General features: G+C 68.4%; 20 protein-coding genes. 12 read left to right on the forward strand and 8 right to left on the reverse strand.

Annotated features, from left to right (window positions below; translation table 11 throughout):
- Positions 1 to 38 precede the first annotated feature (38 nt).
- The 4 genes from F9K07_RS18435 to F9K07_RS18450 are packed head-to-tail and all read left to right on the forward strand — an operon-like array spanning position 39 to position 2,630.
- Complete coding sequence (locus F9K07_RS18435) at positions 39 to 500, forward strand: GyrI-like domain-containing protein (RefSeq protein ID WP_159594810.1); 462 nt, start codon at positions 39 to 41, stop codon at positions 498 to 500.
- Positions 497 to 1,366, forward strand: coding sequence for an AraC family transcriptional regulator (locus F9K07_RS18440; RefSeq protein WP_159594811.1), 870 nt, complete (start codon positions 497 to 499; stop codon positions 1,364 to 1,366). Before F9K07_RS18435 ends, F9K07_RS18440 begins: the two co-directional genes overlap by 4 nt.
- Before the next feature lie 35 nt (positions 1,367 to 1,401).
- Positions 1,402 to 2,040, forward strand: a complete 639-nt coding sequence (locus F9K07_RS18445) for a chromate transporter (RefSeq protein WP_159594812.1) — start codon at positions 1,402 to 1,404, stop codon at positions 2,038 to 2,040.
- On the forward strand, positions 2,037 to 2,630 hold the full coding sequence (locus tag F9K07_RS18450) for a chromate transporter (protein WP_159594813.1): 594 nt from the start codon (positions 2,037 to 2,039) through the stop codon (positions 2,628 to 2,630). Before F9K07_RS18445 ends, F9K07_RS18450 begins: the two co-directional genes overlap by 4 nt.
- An 18-nt stretch (positions 2,631 to 2,648) precedes the next feature.
- On the opposite strand, the gene ligD is transcribed toward F9K07_RS18450, so the two are convergent.
- The 6 genes from ligD to F9K07_RS18480 form a co-directional block, all read right to left on the reverse strand.
- Positions 2,649 to 5,087, reverse strand: a complete 2,439-nt coding sequence (gene ligD, locus F9K07_RS18455; protein ID WP_159594814.1) for a DNA ligase D — start codon at positions 5,085 to 5,087, stop codon at positions 2,649 to 2,651.
- Positions 5,088 to 5,108: 21 nt separating this feature from the next.
- Complete coding sequence (ku, locus tag F9K07_RS18460) at positions 5,109 to 6,161, reverse strand: non-homologous end joining protein Ku (RefSeq protein WP_159594815.1); 1,053 nt, start codon at positions 6,159 to 6,161, stop codon at positions 5,109 to 5,111.
- A gap of 98 nt (positions 6,162 to 6,259) precedes the next feature.
- Positions 6,260 to 6,496 (reverse strand): hypothetical protein, encoded by a 237-nt coding sequence (locus F9K07_RS18465; protein WP_159594816.1) that lies wholly within the window; start codon positions 6,494 to 6,496, stop codon positions 6,260 to 6,262.
- Positions 6,497 to 6,562: 66 nt separating this feature from the next.
- A complete protein-coding gene (locus tag F9K07_RS18470) occupies positions 6,563 to 7,021 on the reverse strand; it encodes a YybH family protein (RefSeq protein ID WP_159594817.1) in 459 nt (152 codons plus the stop codon).
- Between the two features lie 41 nt (positions 7,022 to 7,062).
- Entirely contained in the window at positions 7,063 to 9,309 is a 2,247-nt protein-coding gene (locus F9K07_RS18475; RefSeq protein ID WP_159594818.1) for an arylsulfatase, read from the reverse strand.
- Positions 9,310 to 9,319: 10 nt separating this feature from the next.
- Positions 9,320 to 10,306: a Bug family tripartite tricarboxylate transporter substrate binding protein gene (locus F9K07_RS18480; RefSeq protein ID WP_159594819.1), complete on the reverse strand. Its 987-nt coding sequence runs from the start codon at positions 10,304 to 10,306 to the stop codon at positions 9,320 to 9,322.
- Positions 10,307 to 10,462: 156 nt separating this feature from the next.
- Between F9K07_RS18480 and F9K07_RS18485 the strand changes: the two genes are divergently transcribed.
- On the forward strand, positions 10,463 to 11,416 hold the full coding sequence (locus F9K07_RS18485; RefSeq protein WP_159594820.1) for a LysR family transcriptional regulator: 954 nt from the start codon (positions 10,463 to 10,465) through the stop codon (positions 11,414 to 11,416).
- Between the two features lies 1 nt (position 11,417).
- Here F9K07_RS18485 and F9K07_RS18490 read toward each other — a convergent pair whose 3' ends face one another.
- Positions 11,418 to 12,335 (reverse strand): LysR substrate-binding domain-containing protein, encoded by a 918-nt coding sequence (locus F9K07_RS18490; RefSeq protein ID WP_201451449.1) that lies wholly within the window; start codon positions 12,333 to 12,335, stop codon positions 11,418 to 11,420.
- Positions 12,336 to 12,428: 93 nt separating this feature from the next.
- Here F9K07_RS18490 and F9K07_RS18495 point away from each other — a divergent pair, with 93 nt between their 5' ends.
- The 3 genes from F9K07_RS18495 to F9K07_RS18505 are packed head-to-tail and all read left to right on the forward strand — an operon-like array spanning position 12,429 to position 15,810.
- Positions 12,429 to 13,259, forward strand: a complete 831-nt coding sequence (locus F9K07_RS18495; protein WP_159594821.1) for a sugar phosphate isomerase/epimerase family protein — start codon at positions 12,429 to 12,431, stop codon at positions 13,257 to 13,259.
- Entirely contained in the window at positions 13,256 to 14,971 is a 1,716-nt protein-coding gene (locus F9K07_RS18500) for an FAD-dependent oxidoreductase (RefSeq protein WP_159594822.1), read from the forward strand. Before F9K07_RS18495 ends, F9K07_RS18500 begins: the two co-directional genes overlap by 4 nt.
- Positions 14,968 to 15,810: a shikimate dehydrogenase family protein gene (locus tag F9K07_RS18505; protein WP_159594823.1), complete on the forward strand. Its 843-nt coding sequence runs from the start codon at positions 14,968 to 14,970 to the stop codon at positions 15,808 to 15,810. The genes F9K07_RS18500 and F9K07_RS18505 overlap by 4 nt, the downstream gene beginning before the upstream one ends.
- Positions 15,811 to 15,814: 4 nt before the next feature.
- Here F9K07_RS18505 and F9K07_RS18510 read toward each other — a convergent pair whose 3' ends face one another.
- Positions 15,815 to 16,738, reverse strand: a complete 924-nt coding sequence (locus F9K07_RS18510) for a LysR family transcriptional regulator (RefSeq protein ID WP_159594824.1) — start codon at positions 16,736 to 16,738, stop codon at positions 15,815 to 15,817.
- 134 nt (positions 16,739 to 16,872) lie between these two features.
- Here F9K07_RS18510 and F9K07_RS18515 point away from each other — a divergent pair, with 134 nt between their 5' ends.
- From F9K07_RS18515 to F9K07_RS18530, 4 genes are all read left to right on the forward strand, one after another.
- Entirely contained in the window at positions 16,873 to 17,865 is a 993-nt protein-coding gene (locus F9K07_RS18515) for a Bug family tripartite tricarboxylate transporter substrate binding protein (protein ID WP_159594825.1), read from the forward strand.
- Positions 17,866 to 18,006, forward strand: coding sequence for a hypothetical protein (locus F9K07_RS18520; protein WP_159594826.1), 141 nt, complete (start codon positions 17,866 to 17,868; stop codon positions 18,004 to 18,006).
- A 1-nt stretch (position 18,007) separates the two neighbouring features.
- Positions 18,008 to 19,678: an FAD-dependent oxidoreductase gene (locus F9K07_RS18525; RefSeq protein ID WP_159594827.1), complete on the forward strand. Its 1,671-nt coding sequence runs from the start codon at positions 18,008 to 18,010 to the stop codon at positions 19,676 to 19,678.
- A gap of 91 nt (positions 19,679 to 19,769) precedes the next feature.
- The gene (locus F9K07_RS18530; RefSeq protein WP_159594828.1) at positions 19,770 to 20,783 is read left to right on the forward strand and encodes a sulfate ABC transporter substrate-binding protein; all 1,014 of its coding nucleotides are present in this window, start codon (positions 19,770 to 19,772) and stop codon (positions 20,781 to 20,783) included.
- The last annotated feature ends 244 nt before the right edge of the window (positions 20,784 to 21,027 follow it).

Consider the following 21,027-nt stretch of genomic DNA (forward strand, 5'->3'; position numbering starts at 1 on the left):
GTTAGATTGCAGGTTCTTCATCCACCAAGGGAACCGCCATGCACATCGTCCCAGCAGAAAACGCCCTGCGCATCATCGGCATCGAGCTGCGCACCTCCAACGCCGAAGCCATGCAGACCATCCCGCCGCACTGGCAGCGGTTCCATGAAGAAGGCGTGCTCGCGCGTATCGCGGGCAAACTCTCCGACGAGGTCTACGCGGTCTACACCCACTTCGAGAACGCGGGCCTGAACAACGACGGCATCTACTCGCTCATCATCGGCGCACCCGTCTCCAGCGCCGAGCCCGTGCCGCCGGGAATGACCCACGCCGTGCTGCCCGCCTGCGCGCGTGCGGTGTTCCCCGTGCCCCAGGGCCGCTTCGATCAGGTGGGTCCCGTGTGGCAGACCGTGTGGGAGCGCCACGACCTGCCCAAGACCTTCATCGCCGAAGTCGAGCGCTACCGCGCCGATGGCCAGATCGACATCTGCATTGGCCTGCGCCACGGCGCGAGCGCATGAACCCGCCCCACGGCTGGACCGACTACCAGCAACGCATGGGCCGCGTCGTCGGCTATTTGCACGACCACCTGGACGAGCCGCTGGACCTGCACCGACTGGCCGAGGTCGCGCACCTCTCGCCCTACCACTGGCACCGCGTGTACCACGCGCTGCATGGCGAGACCATCGCGGCCACCGTTCGGCGGCTGCGGCTGCACCGCGCCTCGGGCTACCTGGCCAACACCGCGCTGCCGGTGGAACAGGTGGCGCGGCGCTGTGGCTATCCCAATGCGCAGTCCTTCGCGCGCTCCTTTCGCGCCGCCTACGGCATGGGCCCGCTGCAGTACCGGCAACAAGGGGGGCACGCGGCTTTCCTGGACGCCTGCGCCGCGCACACCACGCCCCAGGGCTACCCGGTCGAACTGCGCGAAGTGCCCCGCGTGCGGCTGGCGGGGCTGGACCACAAAGGTTCGTACATGGCCATCGGCAAAGCTTTCGAACGCTGCTTCGTGCAACTCGCCGCGCGCGCTCAGGTGCAGCCCGATGCGCGCTGGATCGCCGAGTACCTGGACGACCCCTTCGCCGTGCCGGAGAAACAGCTGTGCTCCCGCGCCGGCCTCAGCGTGGCGGCACACACCGAAGTGGCGCCACCGCTGATGGCCTTCGAGGTCGGCGGTGGCCTGTGCGCCGTGCTGCGCCACCGCGGCCCCTACGCCACCATGCGCGCGGCCTACCAGTGGCTCTACGGCCACTGGCTGGTCCACAGCGGCCACGCGCTGCGCGACGCGCCCGTGTTCGAGGAATACCTCAACAACCCGCGCGACACCACGCCGAGCGACTTGCTCACAGACATCTGTTTGCCGCTGGTGGGCCATCACAACGCTTGATGCGCGGCCTGGTCTTCCCGCCAGATAATCGCCGGATGCCTGCCCCCCACCCCCTTGTTGCCGACGCGGCCACGCCACCGCCCCTGAACCATCCCCAATCCAAGACCGACCTGTTCATCTCCTTCACCTGGCTGGCGCTCCAAGGCTTTGGCGGCGTGCTGGCGGTGGTGCAGCGCGAATTGGTGGAAAAGAAGCGCTGGCTCTCGCGCGACCAGTTCATCGAAGACTGGGCCGTCGCGCAGATCATGCCCGGCCCCAACGTGGTCAACCTCTCGATGATGATCGGTGGCCGCTACTTCGGCCTGCCAGGCGCGCTCGCGGCGCTGGCGGGCATGCTGACCGCACCGCTGGTGGTCGTGCTGCTGCTCGCCGTGCTCTATGGCAGCGTGGCCGACAACCCCACGGCGCAGAACGCGCTGCGCGGCATGGGCGCGGTGGCCGCGGGCCTCATCACCGCCACCGGCATCAAGCTCATCGGCGCGCTCGACCGGAACGCCATGGGCAAGGGCGCGTGCATCGCACTGGCCGCGCTCACCTTCGTGGCGATCGGGTTGCTGCGCTGGCCGCTGTTGTGGGTGCTGCTCGGCGTGGGCGGCGGCGCCTGCCTGTGGGCTTACCGCGTGCTGTCCGACTCCGACGCCGATCGCCAGAAGGCCCAGGAGCCACGGCCATGATGCAGCCCACCGCCGCTCACTGGCTCGACCTCTTCACCCACTTCGCCTCGCTCTCGCTCCTGGGCGTGGGCGGCGCCATCACCACCGCTCCCGACATGCACCGCTACCTGGTGCACGAAAACGGCTGGCTCAGCAACGCGCAATTCAACGCCTCCATCGCGCTCTCGCAAGCCGCGCCCGGCCCCAACGTGCTGTTCGTCGCCCTGCTGGGCTGGAACCTCGGCCTCAACGCCGGTGGTGGCCCCGCGGGTGGCTGGGTCTCCTGGGCGCTCGCACTTTTCGGCGTGCTGGTCACGATGCTCGGCATCATGCTGCCCTCCTCCGTGCTCACCTACAGCGCCACGCGCTGGGCGCACAAGAACCGAGAACTGCGCGCCGTGCGCGCCTTCAAGACCGGCATGGCGCCGATCGTGATCGCGCTGCTGATCGCCACCGGCTGGGTGCTCACCGGTTCGCACGACCACCCGGCGCGCGACTGGCCTTTGTGGGCCTTGACGGCGGGCGCCACCTTGCTGGTGTGGCGCACCCGTATTCACCTGCTGTGGCTGATCGGGGCGGGCGGGCTGCTGGGGGCGCTCGGCTGGGTTTGAGGCCCATTGGTGTGCGGTTCAAGCCAACAAGCGCATGGCCTTGCCCAGCGACACCGCCGCCTTGTCGTATCCCTCCCATGGCGCATTGCCCTTGCGCAAGCGCTCGTCCACGCTGCGCACCGTCCAATGCGCGCCGCCAGTGAGTTTGCCCAGCTCCGACCACGCCACCGGCACCGAAATGCCCATGCCCGGACGCGCGCGCGCCGACCACGCGGCCACCGTGGTCGCGCCCCTCCCATTGCGCAGGTAGTCCACGAAGATCTTGCCCACGCGGTTGCGCGGCCCGCTCTTGGCCACGAAACGCGCGGGTATGTGCGCCGCCAGGTGCTGCACCACCCGCTGCGAAAAACCCTTCACCTCGTCCCAGCCGTGCAGGCGCTTGATGGGCACCACCACATGCAGGCCCTTGCCGCCGCTGGTCTTGAGGAAGCTGGGCAATGCCAGTTCGTCGAGCAGCGCACGCACCAGTTGCGCCGCTTCCTGCACCTGCTCCCAGGCCACGCCCTCGCCCGGGTCGAGGTCGAAGGTGATGCGGTCCGGGCGTTCGATTCGGTCCTTGCGCGCGTTCCAGGTGTGGTACTCCACCACGTTCATCTGCGAGGCCGAACGCAGGCCCTGCGCGCTGGCCACTTCGATCAGCGGCGCGTGGCCTTCGTCGAGCGACGGGTCCAGCAGCCGCACCCCTTCGAGCTCCGTCTTGTCCAGGTGCTTCTGGAAGAATTTCTCCCCTTGCACGCCATCGGGCGCGCGCACCAGTGCCACCGGGCGCGCCTTGAGATGCGCCATCATCAGCGGCGCGACCTTGTCGTAGTAGCGCGCGAGGTCCAGCTTGGTGAGCCCGCTGTCGGCATCGATCACGCGCTCGGGGTTGGAGAGTTTCATGGTGTTCACCGGTAGGGGCCTTTCCTGAACGATGTCGGTGGCGGGCTTGTCGGTGCGCAGGCCGTGAAAGACCGCGTGGCGCAAACGGCCTTCGCGCGTCCAACCGGCAAACGACACTTCCGCCAGCAGACGCGGCCTTACCCAATGCGCCCGGCGTTCGATGCGGTCGGACTCGGCAAACGGTGCGCGCTCGGCCTGGAGCTTGAGCAGCTTCGCATGCAGGGTGTTGAGCGTGCGTTCGCTGAAGCCCGAGCCCACGTTGCCCACGTAGCGCAATGCACCACCTCCGTCGTCGTCGTGCACGCCGAGCAACAAGGATCCAATGCCGCTGCGCGAGCCTTGCGGGTCGGTGAAGCCGCCGATCACGAACTCCTGGCGCAGCTGGCACTTGAGCTTGATCCAGTCCGCGTTGCGGCGCGACACGTAGGGTGCGTCCTTGCGTTTGCCGATCAGTCCTTCGAAGCCGATCTGGCAGGCCGACACCATCAGATCGGCGGGCGGCGCATCGAAGTCGGCGCTGAAGCGCACCTGCGCATCGTTGGATGGACCGAGCACGCGCTGCAAGCGCGCACGCCGTTCCACCAGCGGCAGGCCGCGCAGATCTTCGCCATCGGCAAAGGGCAGATCGAACGCGTAGAACACCAGGCCTTGCGCCGTGGACGCGCTCTCAAAGGCGTTTTGCAGCGCCTGAAAACTCGGGACGCCCTCGCCGTCCAGCGCCAGCACTTCGCCGTCGATCCAAGCCGACTTCAAGGGGAAGCGGCGCAAGGTGGCGGCCAGGTCGGGCATGCGCGATGTCCAGTCGTGGCCATTGCGGGTGAACAAACGAACCTGGCCACGCTGTACGCGCGCGAGCAGGCGGTAACCATCGAACTTGAGCTCCCACAGCCAATGCGCCGCGTCGGCCGGCGGCGCATCGACCAAAGTGGCCAACTGCGGCGACAAGGCTTCGGGCAATGCCGCCTTGCGCGCAGTCGGCTTCTCGGCGGCGGGTTTTCGGGTCCGTGCCGGGGCCTCGGAAACCCCGGGCAGATGGCCCACGCTGTCGGGCATCGCCTCGACCACGTTGAAGCGGCTGGCCGGCCGTTCGTGCGCATCGTGCTCCTTGATCAGCAGCCACGGTGGCGACTTCTCGTCCGCCTTGCCGTTCATGCGCACCAAGGTCCAGCGCCCCTGCAGCTTGTGGCCGTGCAACTCGAACTTGAGCCGGCCCTCGCGGTAGCCTTTGGCCGCGTCGCCCAGCGGTGACCAGTGCCCCTTGTCCCACACGATCACTTTGCCCGCGCCGTACTGGCCCGCCGGGATCTGCCCCTCGAAGGTGTTGTAGGCGATGGGATGGTCCTCCACCTGCACGGCCATGCGCTTGTCCGCCGGGTCCAGGCTCGGCCCCTTGGGCACCGCCCAGCTCTTCATGGTCCCGTCGAGTTCAAGGCGCAGGTCGTAGTGCAGATGGCTGGCCCAGTGTTTCTGGATCACATAGCGCAACGCCCCGGGCGATGCCTCACCGCCCGACGCCGGTTCCGGCGTGAGCGCGAAGTTGCGCTTCTTGCGGTAGCGCTCGAGTGTGTCGGCCATGCCCGTTCGCCCCGCGCTGCATCACGCCGCGCGCCGCGCGGGTTTTCGAGTCGCCGCTTTCGCGGCAGCCTTCTTCGCGGGCGTCTTGCTGGCGGGTGTCTTGCGAGTGGCCGGCGCCGCCTTTTTCGAAGCCGGCGCTTTCGCGCTCGGCAGTTGCGTCACCGTGGCGGCCTCGCCTTTTGCCGCACCGCGCTTGCCTCCCAGGCTGCGCTTGAGCAAGGCGGTGAGATCCAGCACGTTGGACGTGCCGCCACGCGCGCCCTCTTCTTCTTCGACCTTCTCCACCCGCGTCACCTTGCCGGCCGTGGCCTTGGTTTCGACCAGCTTGTGGATCTCCTGCGCGAACGAATTGCGAAAGCTGTCCGCGTTCCAGGGCTCGGTCATGTCGTCGATCAGTTGGCGGGCCATCTTGAGTTCGGCCTCCTTGATGCCCGCCGCTTTCGCGCCCAGCGGGGGCAAGTCCAACTGCTCGAACGAGCGGATCTCGCCGCCCCAGCGCAGCAAGTTGAGCACCATCGCGCGGCCGCAGGGAATGAGCACCGCCAGGTGCTGCTTGGACTGGATCACCACCTTGGCCACACCCACCTTGTGGCTTTGCTGCAGCGACTCGCGCAACAGCGCGTACACCTTCTCGCCGCGCTTGAGCGGCGCGGTGTAGTAAGGCCGTTCCAGGTAGACGAAGGGAATCTCGTCGGCGTCGACGAAGGACTCGATCTCGATCGTCTGCGTGGTCTTCGGATAGGCCGAGGCGATCTCTTCGGGCGTGAGCACCACGTAGTGCCCTTCTTCGACTTCCACTCCCTTGACGATGTCCGACATGGCCACTTCCTTGCCGGTCACCTTGTTCACGCGCTTGTAGCCCACCGGTTCCATGGAGCGGCGGTCCAGCCAGTCGAAGTCCACACCCGAAGGGGCCGTGGCCGAGTACAGGCCCACGGGAATGTGCACCAGGCCGAAGCTGATGGCACCCTTCCACATGGTGCGGGTGGAGGTGGGTGCCTGCGCGTCTTCCGCTGCAGAAGGGCTCGCGCGCTTGGACGGGGTTTTGTGGGTGGTGCGGGTGCGGGTGGCCATGGGCGGCTCCTGGGGCGGGCAACACGGCCAAGGTAGCACCGGCCTTGACGCCCCGCTGTAGGACGGTGCCGCGATGGGCGTCGTCCGGCGCGCCACCGCTACCCGGAGGGCCCCTCTTCTTCCTGCGTGTACCGGGACCGTGGCGCGGGCCACCCACCACGGTCGCCTGTGCCTGGTGCCGTGGGCGTGGTGGTGGTCACGACAACCAATTCGTCCACCTCAATCTGCGTGAAAGCTGCCTGCAGGGCGAGAGGATTGCTGGGGCGCCAGTCGCGCGGCAAATCCAGGATCAACTTGGCACGGAAGGGCTCGCCGTTGGCGGCAAGCGATTTCAAGTTCGTGTTGTAGGCCGAGAACACCTTCACGAGGCGAGCCCACCGGCTCTCTCTTCGTGCGCAGCTTTATTCGCGCCGCACCGGGTAAGCCACGTAGCGCACGATCTTCCAGCTGCCGTCGGGCTGGCGGGCGAAGACATCGAGGCCTTGCTCGTCTTCGGCCTGGGCCTTGCCGTTCGGCGCGGTCTCGGTGGAAGTCCAGGTCAACCGCACCACGGCCTGCGCTCCCGACACCATCACGTCCTGGATGCGCAGCGCCAGCTGCAGGGACCCGGCGGGTTCGGCCATGGCCTTGCGCAAGCGCGCGCACACCGCCGCGTGGCCGAGCTCGGGCATGCCCTGGAAATCCGCGCGCAGCTCGGGCGCAAAGAGCTCGCAGATGCGCGCGCCGCGGCGCGCGTTGAAATCCTGCCGCCACTGTTCGAGCGTGGCGCGGATGGCCGTGGCGTCGGCGTCGGCCCGCGTGGGCGCTGCGGCACAACCGGTCAGCGCCACGAGCATGAAAGACCACCACCAGACGCGCATTCGGCACTCCTCGAAGTTCGGAGTGCCGACTATAGACGCGCTCACTCCTCCTGCAGGATGGCCCGGAAGTCCGGCGCGGCGGGCGCAACAGGCGCGCCCTGGCGCTCCATCAGTTCGATCACCACGCGCTCGATCACCCCACCTTCGAACCGCCCCGGGGGCAGGCACTGCTCGCTCACCGGCGCGTTGCCATAGCCACAGGTGAAGCCGGCGGTGATGCCGTAGGTGGTCCAGGTGTTGGGCACGGTCACGTCGTGCACGGCCTGGCCGTCGAGCTGCAGCGAGAAGCGCGCGGCCTTGCCTTCGAGCCGTTCGCACCGCACTTTCACGTCGAAGGCGCCCGACGGAAAGGGTGCGCGCAGCGTGTAGGTTTTCGAGTCCGAGTACACGTACTCGAACACCACTTCGCCCTGGTCGCAATACAGCAGATAGCCACCGAAGCGGTTGCCGCAGGACACGACGATGCCGCTGGCACCCGTGCCCTCGGAGCGCAAGCGCGCATCGATGTGGAAATGGCGGTCGTTGATGGAAGGCACCAGCAGGCGGTCGAAGCGGGCCATGCCGGCTTGCAGTTCGTAGCGCAGCGGCAGGTCGTCGCGGAAGAAGGCGAAGGCGCGTTCGGACTCGCGGTCGTCCAGCGGCAGCACGCTGTAGCGGCGTGCCTCGTTCCACCACACAGCCACCATCTGCTGCACACGCTCGGGGTGTTGCGCGGCGAGGTCGTTCGTCTCGGAGAAATCGCTCTCCAGGTGGTAGAGCTCCCAGCGGTCCTGGTTGAAGTCATCGCCCTTCTGGTGGCGCGCCACGATCTTCCAGCCGTCTTGCCAGAGTGCGCGGTCGCCCACGATTTCGAAGTGCTGCACCGCCTTGCGTGTGGGGGCGTTCGCGTCGCGGAACGTGTACGCCATGCTGATGCCGTGCAGCGGCAGCTGCGGCACGCCTTTGTAGACCTTGGGCGCCTCGGCCTGGATGAGGTCGAGCACGGTGGGCACGATGTCGGACACGTGGTGGTACTGCGGGCGCACCGCGCCATCGGCCTGGATGCCTTGCGGCCAGTGCACGATCAGCGGCGCGCGGATGCCGCCGCCATGCGTGTTTTTCTTGTACCACTTGAGCGGCGCGTTCGACACCTGCGCCCAGCCCATCGGGTAGTGCGGGAACGAGAACTCGCTGCCCACGATGTCCAGCCGCTCCAGGATGTACTGCACGCTCTCGCGCTCGGTCTGCAGGTGCTTGCGGATGTTGATGGCGCCGGTCGGGCCACCCTCGCCGCTGGCGCCGTTGTCGGAGAGCAGCACGATCAGCGTGTGGTCGAGTTGGCCGGTGGAGCGCAGGTAGGCCACGAGGCGGCCGATCTGTTCGTCCGCGTGGTCCATGAAACCGGCATAGGCCTCCTGCAGGCGCGCGCAGACGCTGCGCGCGTCGTCTTCCATGTCTTCCCAGTGCGGCACGCCGGGGTTGCGCGGTGCCAGGGCCGTTCCTTTCGGGATGATGCCGAGTTCGAGCTGCCGCTGGTGGCGCTGCGCGCGGATCGCATCCCAGCCCGCGTCGTAGCGGCCCCGGTACCTGGCCATGTTCGCCTTGGGCACGTGCAGCGGCCAGTGGCCCGCGCCGAGGGCCAGGTAGGTCATCCAGGGCCGCTCGGCCGCGGAGGTCACGTGGTCGCGGATCTGTTCGATGGCGTGGTCGATCAGGTCTTCGGTGAGGTGGTAGCCCGGGCGCGGCGTGTGGCGGATCGGGTGGTTGTCTTCGTGCAGGTCCGGGTTCCAGTGGTCGACGTAGCCGCCCAGAAAACCGTACCAGCGGCTGAAGCCACGCCCCAGCGGCCAGTGCTCGTGCGGGCCGGCCGTGCCGTAGTTGGCCAGGTTGGAGAGGTGCCATTTGCCGACCGCGTAGGCGCCGTAGCCGTTCTCGCCCAGCATCTCGGCCACCGTGGCGGCGTTCGGCGAAATGCGGCCCTGGTAACCCGGGAAGCCGTTGGACCATTCGGCGATCGCGCCCACACCCACCGCGTGCGCGTTGCGCCCGGTGAGCAGGCTCGCCCGCGTCGGCGAGCACATGGCGGTGACGTGGAAGTTGTTGTAGCGCAGGCCCTTGGCCGCGAGCGCATCGATGTGCGGCGTGTGGATCTCCGAGCCATAGCAACCCAGGTCGGCGAAGCCCACGTCGTCGAGCACGACGAAGAGCACATTGGGCGCGCCCTTCGGGGCCTTCAGCGGTTGCGGCCACCACGGCGTGGATTCGCGGTAGGTGTCGCCGATGTGGCCTTGGAAATCGGTCGGGTTCATGGGCGCGTGTTCACTCTGCCTTGAGGCCCAGCTTGCGGATCAGTGCGCTCCAGCGCTCGGTTTCGGCGGCCATGAACTTGCCGAAGTCAGCGGCCGACAAACCGGTGGACTCCGCACCCAGGCCGGCCAGGCGTTCTTTCACCGCTGGGTCGTTCAGTGCCTCGCCGAAGGCGCGGTTGAGCTGGTCCACCACCGGCTGCGGCGTGCCCTTGGGCGCCAGGATGCCGTACCAGGCCGCCGCGTCGAATTTGGGCAGCACGGTCTCGGCCACGGTGGGCACGTCGGGCAGGAAGGTCGAGCGCTTGGCCGTGGTCACCGCCAGCGCGCGGAAGTTGCCGGCCTTGATCTGCGGCAGGAAGGACGCGACGGCATCGGAATTGCAATCGATCTCGCCCGAGAGCAGCGCGGTCGTGGCCGGGGCCGAGCCGCGGTAGGGCACGCTGGCGATGTTGAGCTTGAGCTCCGACTTGAACTGCTCGAAGGCCAGGTTGGTCACGGTGGCGCCACCGCCGCCGCCGGCACAGTTCAGCACGCCCGGACGTGCCTTGGCATCGGCCACCAGGTCCTGCAGGGTCTTGTACTTCGACTTGGCGTTCGTGGCGATCACCACCGGCGAGACCGCCAGACCGATCACGGGCGCGAAGCCGTTCACCGGGTGGTACGGCAGGCTCTTGTAGAGCTCTCCGGTGCCGGCGTGGCCTGCCGTCACCAGCAGCAGGGTGTGGCCATCGGCCTCGGCACGCGCGACCACGGCCGCGCCGATGGTGCCGCCCGCGCCCGATTTGGGGTCGACCACGATGGGTTGGCCCAGCTTCGTGCCGATGCTTTGCGACAGCACGCGCGCGAGCTGGTCGGCAGCACCGCCAGCGGCGAACGGCACCACGAGCGTGATGGGCTTGGTGGCGTAGGGTTTGTCTTGCGCGTGCGCGGCGGTGGCGCCGCTCAGGGCGATGGCGGTCGCGCTCAGCGCGCCGATGAGAGGGCGAAGGTTTTTCATGCGTTGTCTCCAGCGGTTCGGGGAAAAAATGCGAACGGGCTTTGCACCCGAGGTGTGCCGAATCTACCGATGCACGGTCATGCAAGGAAGTGCGAATATCGAAACAGGCGATGCAAGAATCGCAACACCCTTCCTCTTCTCGCAAAGGCACTCTCCATGAACGAATCGGTTCCGCCCTTTCCGGCCCAGGTGCCCAGCCGTCTGATGCGGCGTGCGCACTTGCTCGGCGACTTCCTGGTGGTGGCCAACAGCGGCGGCATCCGGCAAGCGGCCGACAAGCTGCACCTGAGCCAGAGCGCGCTCACGCGGCGCATCCAGGACCTGGAGACCACGCTGGAGGCCGAGCTGTTCGAGCGCACGGCGCGCGGCATGACGCTCACTCCCTTTGGCGAGGCCCTGCTGCACCATGCCAGCATCATCGCGCTCACCTGCAAGTACGCGCTGGCCGAGCTGGGCGATCTGCGCGAAGGCGAGGCCGGCGAGCTGCACATCGCGGCCGGGCCAGCATGGGCCTATGCCCTGCTGCCCGACGCCATTGCCCACCTGCAGGCCGTGCACCCGAAAGTGCGCGTGACGCTGATCAACCAGTTGAACGACTCCACCCTGCCCCTGCTCTCCAGCGGCCGGCTCGACGTGGTGCTGGGCGGCCTGCCGCCGCCCAAGCTGCGCGATCCGCAGATCGCCTACGAGCCCCTGCTCACGGTGGAGCATCTGGTGTACGCGCACGAATCGCACCCGCTGCACCAGCGCGAGCAGGTGCGCGCGGCCGACCTCGTGGCCTTCCCGTGGATCTGGTTCATCGAAGCCGTGGCGGCGCGCGATCTGGTGAAGAAGTATTTCCAGCGTGCCCGCCTGCCCATGCCCGCGGCCGCCGTGGAGACCTCGGCCGTGCAACTGGGTTTTCGCCTCATGCAGCACGGCCGGCACGTGATGGTGCTGCCCTCGACCCTGCGCGAGATCGGCGCGGGCCATGGGCTGCGGCCGCTGAAGCTGCAGGGTACGCTGGGCCGCTTCACCTCAGGAATGATGTACCGGCCTTCGGTGCGCCGCCTCAAAGCCTTCGAGGTGTTTCGCGGCGCGATCCTGGAGGCCTTGTGCGCCGAACACTAAGTCAAGTGGGGAGTGCCTTCGGCCCGCCCTCGCCCAGGTGCGCCTGCAGAAACGCCACGCACGCCCGCACCTTGGCCGACTGGCTCAGGCGCACCGTGCTCGCCGCCCAGATGTCGGCCGGCTGCGCATGCGTGCCCAGCACGCGCACCAGTTGCCCGCAGCGCAGCGCCTCGTGCACATCCCAAGAGGTCTGGAACAGGATGCCGTGGCCGTCTTCGGCCCAGCCGCGCACGAATTCGGCGTTGTTGGACGTGAGTCGGCCGCTGACCTTCACTTTCTCGAGGCCGTTGGGTCCGTCGAGCTGCCACACGCCAAAGGCCAACCGGCCTTCGCGCAGCACCAGGCATTCGTGCCGGGCCAGCTCCGCCAAGGTCTGCGGCATGCCCCGGCGCGCCAGGTACGAGGGCGCGGCGCACAGGATCTTGGTGCTGGGCGCGATGCGGTGCGCCACGAGGTGCGACTCGTCCACCGGGCCCACGCGGATGTCCAGGTCCACGTTTTCGCGCAGCAGGTCCACGCGCCGGTCCACCGCGTCGAGCGAAATGTCCAGCCGTGGATAGCGCTGCGCCAGCAGCGAGAGCGCGGGCGCGATGTGCAGCCGGCCCAGCCGCACGCTGGTGGTGATGCGCAGCACGCCGCGCGGCTCCTGCCGCCCACCGGCCACCGTCTCGCCCATCTGGTCTACCCCGTCGAAGATGCGCTGCGCCGACTCGTAGACCTGCTCGCCTTCGAGCGTGACCGTGACGCGCCGGGTGGCGCGGTGGAACAGCTGCACGCCCAGCGCGCGCTCCAGCAGGGCGATGCGCTTGCTCACGTAAGCCGGCGACACGCCGAGCTCGCTGGCGGTGGCCGCGAAGCTCGATTTGCGCGCCGCCACACAGAACAGGCGCAGGTCACCGAGTTGGAAGTCAAGATTCACGATCCGTAAATCATAAAGCCACGAATTGCCTCTTCAATTTCCATTTCAAACTCTATAAATTTCACCGCTCCTGCCCTTTCGCCCCGACCTCGTATGACCCGTCCCCTTTCGCTCGCCGCGCTGACCGTGCTGGAGCTGGCCCCCGAAGACAGGGTGAGCTGCGCCGCAGAAGCCGGCTTCAGCCACATCGGCATTCGCCTGATCCCGGCCACCGACACCGAGCCTCGATACGACCTGATCGGCGACACGCCGCGCCTGCGCGAAGTCGAGCACCGGCTGCGCGACACCGGCGTGAAAGTGCTGGACGCGGAAATCTTCCGCATGCAGCCGCAAACCCGCGTGGCCGATCTCGAAGCGGCCGTGGCCACCGCCGCGCGCCTGGGCGCGAGCGAATTGCTGGTGGCCGGCAACGACGCCGACGAGGCGCGGCTGATCGACACCTTCGCCGCCTTCTGCGAGCTCGCGCAACGCTACCAGTTGCATGCCGCGCTGGAATTCATGCCCTGGACCGACACCCGCCACCTGCGGCAGGCGGCGGAGCAGGTGCGGCGCAGCGCCCAGCCCAATGCGGGCGTGCTCGTCGACGCCTTCCACTTCAGCCGCTCGCGCAGCGAGCTCGCAGACCTGGCACGGGTGCCACCCTCGCAGTTGCGCTACCTGCAGCTCTGCGACGTGCCCGCGCCGATCCCGCCGACCCCGGAAGGCATCCTGCACGAAGCGCGCGCCGAACGGCTGTTCCCAGGTGAAGGCGGGCTGGACCTGGTGGGCCTGCTGCAGGCCATGCCCGCGGGCATTCCGATCAGCCTGGAAGTGCCGACCCACACGCTGGCCCGCAGCATGAACGCGGTCGAGCGCGCGCGCCGCGCACTGGTGGCCACCCGGCGCTTGCTGGCGCAAGTCGACGCCACGCCGAGCGCCGCATGAGCGATCGCATCGACTGCGACCTGCTCGTCGTGGGCTCCGGCGCGTCGGGCCTCTCGGCCGCGGTCACCGCCGCCTGGCATGGCCTGAAGGTGGTCGTGGTGGAGAAGGCCCCGGTGTTCGGCGGCGCCAGCGCCTGGTCCGGCGGCTGGATGTGGTTGCCCGGCAACCCGCTGGCGCAGCGCGCCGGCTACCGGCAAGACCCGGCGCAGGCGCGCGTCTTCCTGAAGAACCTGCTGCAGGAGCGCCACGACCCCGAACGCGTGAACGCCTTTCTCGACAACGCCGGTCCGATGGCGGCGTTCTTCGAGCAACACACGGCGCTGCAATTCGCCGAAGGCAACGGCATCCCCGACATCCACACCCACCTCGCCGGTTCGAGCGATGCCGGCCGCCAGGTGATCGCCGCGCCGTACGACGCGCGCGAACTCGGCGCGCTCCACCGCCGCCTGCGCCCGACGATGCGCGAGACCTCGTTCATGGGCATGCCCATCATGGCCGGCGCGGACCTCGCGGCCTTTCTCTCGATGACGCGCTCGGCGAAATCCTTCTGGCACGTTGCGCGCCGCTTTCTGCGCCACCTGCGCGACCTCGCATTGCATGGCCGCGCCATGCATCTGGTCAATGGCGTGGCCTTGATCGGACGGCTCGCGAAATCGGCCGACGACCTGGGCGTGCGGCTGATCGAGTCCGCGCCCGCGCAGCGCCTGCTGTTCGCAGAGGGCGCGGTGCGCGGTGCGGCCGTGCGAACGTCCCAAGGCGACATCGAGATCCACGCAAGGCGCGGTGTGGTGCTGGCCGCCGGCGGTTTCCCGAACGACGTGGCGCGGCGCAAGGCCCTCTTCCCACGCACGCCCAGCGGTCAGGAACACTGGGCCTTGCCACCCACCGAATGCGCGGGCGATGGCATCGCCCTGGGCGAGTCGGCCGGCGGTGCCCAGGCCACGCACCTGGCCTCGCCCGTGGCCTGGGCGCCGGTCTCACGGGTGCCGCACCCCGACGGCAGCGTGGGTCATTTCCCCCACATCATCGACCGCGCCAAGCCCGGCGCCATCGCCGTGCTGGCCAACGGCCAGCGCTTCGTCAACGAGGCCACCGGCTACCACGACTTCGTCGCGGCCATGGTCGCCCAATCGCCCGGCACCGAGGTGTGCGCCTGGCTGGTCTGCGACCACCGTTTCCTGCGCCGCTACGGCCTGGGCTTCGTGCGGCCCTTCCCCGTGCCCTACCGCCGCTTTCTGCGCAACGGTTATCTCCAGCGCGGCAAGACGATCGAATCGCTGGCCCAGGCCTGCGGTGTGCCACCCGAGGCCTTGCGTGCCACCGTGGACCGCTTCAACGCGCACGCGCGCCAGGGGCAGGACCCCGACTTCGGGCGCGGCAGCACGCCCTACAACCGCAAGATGGGCGATGCGCTGCACGACGGCCCCAACCCTTGCACCGCGCCGATCGAACGCGGCCCGTTCTACGCCGTGAAGCTGCTGCCCGGCTGCTTCGGCACCTTCGCCGGTCTGCACACCAATGGCCATGCGCAGGTGCTCAACGGCCAGGGCCGTCCCATCGAAGGCCTCTACGCGGTGGGCACCGACATGGCCAGCGTGCTCGGCGGCCACTACCCCTCGGGCGGCATCAACCTCGGCCCGGCCATGACCTTCGGCTTCATCGCCGCACGGCACGCGGCGGGCGCGTCCCCCTCTTCACCCTCCTCAAGATGATCAACGGCAAAACCCTTCTGCTTCCCCTGCTCGGCTACCCCACCGACAACTTCAAATCGCCCCTGATCTACAACCCGTGGTTCGCGCACAAAGGCATCGATGCGGTGCTGATCCCCATGGGCGTGAGCGTGGAGGACTACCCAGCCACCCTGCGGCAGATCTTCACCTTGACCAACCTGCGTGGCGCGCTGGTGACGATGCCGCACAAAGTGGCCACGGTGGCGCTGGTCGATGAACTCACACCCACGGCCCACATCGCGGGCGCATGCAACGCCGTGCGCCGCCTGCCCGATGGCCACCTGCTGGGCGACCAGTTCGACGGCGCGGGTTTCGTGCGCGGCCTGCAGCGCAAGGGCGTTCGGGTGCAAGGTGCGCGCGCGCTGGTGGTGGGCAACGGCGGCGTAGGCTGCGCCATCGCCGCCTCGCTCGCCCAAGCGGGCGCTGCCGAGCTCGGCCTGTACGACGCCCGCGAGGCCTCGTCGCTCGCACTGGGCGCGCGGCTGCACCAGCACTACCCGCAGCTGATCATCGGCACCGGCGCCAACGACCCAAAGGGCTACGACATCGTGGTCAATGCCACACCCATGGGCGTGCACGCCGACGACCCCTTCCCTTTCGATGTCGAGCGCCTCACACCAGGCAGCTTCGTCGGCGAGGCGGTGATGAAGCCGCAGCTCACCGCGTTGCTGACAGCGGCGCAAGCGCACGGCTGCGGTGTGCAGGTGGGCTCGGACATGTTGTACGAGCAGATCCCGGCCTACCTCGAATTCTTCGAACTGGGCAGCGCGACGCCGCAAGAACTGCGCGCCATCGCGGCGCAGGCCGGCGTGCAGGTGTAGAGCTTCAACGCAGCGCCTTGCCGTGCAGCGGCAGGCGCACCACCTGCAACGCCTGCAACTGCGCGCGCGCAATCGCCAGGAACGATGTACCCAGGCGAGAGAGCGGGCGGTGCCGGTTGCGCACCGCGAAGATGGCGAAGGTGGGCCGCCCGGGCAAGGCGGTGAACACCAGGCCCTCGGGGCGGTGGGCCCGCGCGGAGAGATCGTCCACGAACGCCACGGCCGCCCCGGTGGCCGCCACCGAGCAGGCCGCCAGGCCCGAGCGCACCTCGGCCGCGACATTGCGCGCCACGCCGCGCGCCTCGATCCAGTGGTCGATCACCGCGCTCTGCGGTGCCTCCGGGCTGTACACCACCAGCCGGCCCGCGAGCACCTCGGCCATGGTCGGACGCGCGCGCTGCAGGATCGCATGGCCGGCGGGCAAGGCGCACAGCAACTCCCAACGGCCGATTTCCTCGATGTCCAGCGCCGGGTGGTCCAGCGGTGCGCTGGAGATCGCGACGTCGGCCTCCTCGGTCACCAGGAGCTTGACAATCTCGCGCGTGGGCAGCGACTCGAACAGCACGCGCGCGCTGGTGTGTTCGCCCACCAGCGCCGCCATGCTGCGCGGCACCAGTTGCAGCGCGGTGTTGGCGCTGGAGAGCACGCGCAACGTGGTCCTGGTGCCGAAGCGCAGGTGCGCCGCCACGTCGCGCACGTGCAGCACGCCCCGGTAGACCTTCTCGATTTCCTCGTGCAGTTCGCGCGCTTCGGCCGTGGGCACGAGCCGGCCGCTGCGCCGCTCGAACAAGGCCACGCCCAGTTGCAACTCCAGGTGCCGCACGAGGCGGCTCACACCCGGCTGCGACACGTGCAGCAGCCGCGCGGCCTCGGTGGTCGAGCCGGTGGTCATCACCGCGCGGAACACTTCGATCTGTCTGAGGTTCATGGGCGCATTTTCGCCCGTAATAACACTGTGTTATTCGCACGTGGCGTAAAGGTATTGGATGGCATCCGCTCTCCTGCCTAGCATGGGCATGGATATCGGTCCCCGGCGACACGCCGGCAACTCAGGAGACAGACATGTTCAAGCCTTCGCGGCGCCAATTCGGGCGCACCTTCCTCGCCACCCTCGCCTTGAGCGCCTGCGCATTCGCGGCCCACGCCCAGGGCCCCGTATGGCCGAGCAAACCCATTACCCTGTCCGTGGGCTTCGCGCCCGGTGGCTCGGCCGACATCGTGGCCCGCGAGCTCGGCCGCAAGCTCACCGAGGTGCTGGGCCAGCCGGTCGTGGTCGACAACAAACCCGGCGCGGGCGGCACCATCGCCGCGGCCGGCGTGGCCTCGGCACAGGCCGATGGCCATACCTTGCTGCTGGTCACCAGCGGGCACGCCGGCAGCGGCGCGCTCTACTCCACGCTGCGCTACGACCCGATCAAGGCCTTCGCGCCGATCGCCAAGTTGGCGGCCACGCCGGTGGTGATCGTGGTGCCGAGCCAGCAGCCCTGGAAGACCCTGCCCGAGTTGCTGGACGCGGCGCGCAAGGCCCCCGGCAAGCTGAACTACGCGGCCGGCGGCGGTGGTGCCACGACCACCGCGCTGGCGGCCGAGTTCCTCAAGAGCGACACCAAAACCAACATGGTGCAGGTGCCCTACCGCGGCTCCGGCCCCGCACTCACCGCGCTGCTGGCGGGTGAGGTCGAGGTCGGCTTCGAAATCCCGTCCAGCGCCCTGCCCCACATCCAGTCGGGCAAGCTGCGCCCGTTGGCGGTGACCACACGGGCCAAGAGCGGCGCGTTGCCCGAGGTGCCCACCGTGATCGAGCAAGGCGTGCCCAACTTCGAGGTCATGGGCTGGTTCGGCCTGCTGGCGCCGGCCGGCACTCCGCAACCGGTGCTCGAGCGCCTCAACCGCGAGGTCAACACCATCCTGCAGCAGGCCGACATGCGCAAGCGCCTGGCCGACCTGGGCATGGACGCGGGCGGCGGTACGCCGCAGGAATTCCAGAAGCTGATCGAGTCCGACGCCAAGCGCTACGGCGAGGCCATCCGCCGCCTCGGCATCCAGGCGAACTGAATGACACACCCCCTGCGCGCCTTCGGCGCTCCCCCCTGGAAGGGGGGCGACACCTGGGGCCGGCGAAGCCGGAACCTCGGTGTCCCTGGACTGGACCGTTTCATGCGCTGCGGGTCGCGCTTCGGCGCGGTGGAGAACTGAGATGCAGCGAACAGGAGGTTGGGAAGCCGACGTGGCGATCGTCGGCGGTGGCCTGGGTGGCGTGTCGGCCGCGCTCGCGGCTTTGCGCCTGGGCCAGCGCGTGGTGCTCGTGGAAGCCTTGCAGTGGCTGGGCGGCCAGCTCACGGCCCAGGCCGTGCCGCCCGACGAGTACCCCTGGATCGAATCGGTGCACGCTTCGCAGAGCTACGCGCAGCTGCGCGCGGCCGTCCGTGCCTACTACCGCGAGCACCTGCCGCTCACGCACGAGGCCTTCCACACGCTCTGCCTCAACCCCGGCCAGGGCAATGTGAGCACGCTGTGCCACGAGCCCTGGGTGGCTGCGCGCGTGATCGATGCACTGCTGGCGCCGTGGGAACAGCACGGCCAGTTGCGCATCCTGCGCGGCCACCGCGTGCGGCGCGCCGACACCGCGGGCGACCGGGTGCTGGCGCTGCAGTTGTGCGAGACAGCCAGCGGACACGAAGGCGTGTTGCAGGCGCCGATCTTCATCGATGCCACCGAGACCGGCGAGTTGCTCGATCTCGCCGGCGTGGAGCACGTCTTCGGCGCCGAGGCGCAGGCCGACACGCAGGAGCCGCACGCACTGGCGCAGGCCGACCCGTTCGACCAGCAGGCCGTGACCTGGTGCTTTGCCATGGAGCACCGCCCCGGCGAGCACCATGTGATCGACAAGCCCGAAGGCTACGACCGTTTTCGCACGCTGCAGCTCGACTGCTGGCCCAACGCGCAGTACAGCTGGACGCTGTCGGACTTCGTCACCCACCAGCCGCGCACCCGCGCGCTGTTCGCGGGCGACACCGACGCGCGCGGCGTGTACGACCTCTGGCATGCGCGGCGCATCGCCTGGCGCGGCCACTTCGTGCCGGGCACGTACGAGAGCGACATCACGCTGGCCAACTGGCCGCAGATGGACTACTGGGAGCGCCCGCTCATCGGCGTGTCCGAGGCGGACGAACAGATGGCGTTGAAGGACGCCAAACAGTTCAGCCTGGGCTTTTTCTACTGGATGCAGACCGAAGCCCCGCGGCACGATGGCGGCCTCGGCTACCCGGGCCTGCGCCTGCGCGGCGACGTGCTCGGCAGCGAGGACGGCATGGCGCAACAGGTGTACTGGCGTGAAGGCCGGCGCATCCGCGCCGAGTTCACCGTGCTGGAACAACACATCGGCGTGAGCGCGCGCGTGGGCCTGGAGGGCGCCGAGCGCTTCCACGACAGTGTGGGCATCGGCGCCTACCGCATCGACCTGCACCCCAGCACACGCGGGCGCAACACGGTGGACATCGACTCGCACCCGTTCCAGATTCCGCTGGGCGCGCTGCTGCCGCAGCGCGTGCAGAACCTGCTGCCGGCCTGCAAGAACATCGGCACCACGCGCATCACCAACGGCGCCTACCGCGAGCACACCACCGAGTGGAGCATTGGCGAAGCCGCGGGGTCGCTGGCGGCCTTCGCGCTGCGAAAGGCGCTGCCGCCGCGCGCGGTGCGGGCACAGCCCGCATTGCTGCAGGACTTTCAGCGCCTCCTGCGCGCGCAGGGCGTGCTGCTGGAGTGGCCGCGCTTTGGCGCGCTCACGCCGCTGCTGCGCACGGGGTACCAGCACGCACAGCGCGGATCCGTTCTGCACAAGGTGGCAGACACCTCAGATGTTTAGGTAATAAACAACCAAAAAACCATTCGTTCCTGGTCCGAGCGCTTGAAAGGATCATCCGGCATCCCCTCAACGCATCCCGATAAGGAACGACATGACCACCCGCCGCCAACTCCTCCAGGCCCTGGCCGCCACCGCCCTCACCGCCAGTGCAGGCGCAACCTGGGCGCAGCCCGCACCGGTCACCCTGCTCAACGTGTCGTACGACCCGACGCGCGAGCTCTACGTGGAATACAACGCGGCCTTCGCCAAACACTGGAAGGCCAAGACCGGCCAGGACGTGACCATCAAGCAAAGCCACGGCGGCTCGGGCAAGCAGGCGCGCTCCATCATCGACGGGCTGGACGCCGACGTGGCCACCCTGGCCCTGGCGGGCGACACCGATGCCCTGCACAACAACGGCAACTGGATCCCCAAGGACTGGCAGAAGCGCCTGCCGCTCAACAGCTCGCCCTACACCTCCACCATCGTGCTGGTGACGCGCGCGGGCAACCCCAAGAACATCAAGGACTGGGACGACCTGATCCGCCCCGACGTGAAGGTCATCACCCCCAACCCCAAGACCTCGGGCGGCGCGCGCTGGAACTACCTGGCGGCCTGGGAGTTCGCCAAGCGCAAGTACGGCAGCGAGGCCAAGGCCAAGGATTTCGTGGGCAAGCTCTACGCCAACGTGCCCGTGCTCGACACCGGCGCGCGCGGCTCGTCCATCACCTTCGCGCAGCGCAACCAGGGCGACGTGTTCATCTCCTGGGAAAACGAGGCTTATCTGCTGGAGAAGGAGTTCGGCAACAAGGTCGACTTCGTCTATCCCTCGCTCTCCATCCTGGCCGAGCCGGCGGTGACCGTGGTCGACAAGAACGTCGACAAGAAGGGCACGCGCGCTGTGGCCACTGCCTACCTGGAATTCCTCTACACCGAAGAAGCGCAGGACATCATCGGCAAGCACTTCTACCGCCCGACTTCTGCCAAGGCCCAGGCCCAGTACGCCAAGCAGTTGCCCAAGCTCCATCTGTTCAAGATCGAGGACGCGTTCGGTGGCTGGGACAAGGCCGCCAAGGTCCACTTCGTGGATGGTGGCAGCTTCGACCAGATCTACTCGAAGAAGTAAACCGCGCTGCCAACCGCCACAAGAACGAACGTCTCAGGGAAACACACCGTGTCCATTCTTCTGATCGCTGGCAGCCCGTCCGAGCACTCGCGCTCGGCCGCGCTGCTGGCGAAGTGGTCGCGTTGGTCAAGTCGACGGAAGTGTCCATCGCGAAGCTATGAGGTCTCTGCGCGCGAGCGCCGGTGCGGCGGGCAAAATGCTCGGGGCACTCCGAGCAAGACCCCCTCGGTCGGCGAGTGCCCTC

This window comes from Hydrogenophaga sp. BPS33, from assembly GCF_009859475.1.
Classification (GTDB): domain Bacteria; phylum Pseudomonadota; class Gammaproteobacteria; order Burkholderiales; family Burkholderiaceae_C; genus Hydrogenophaga.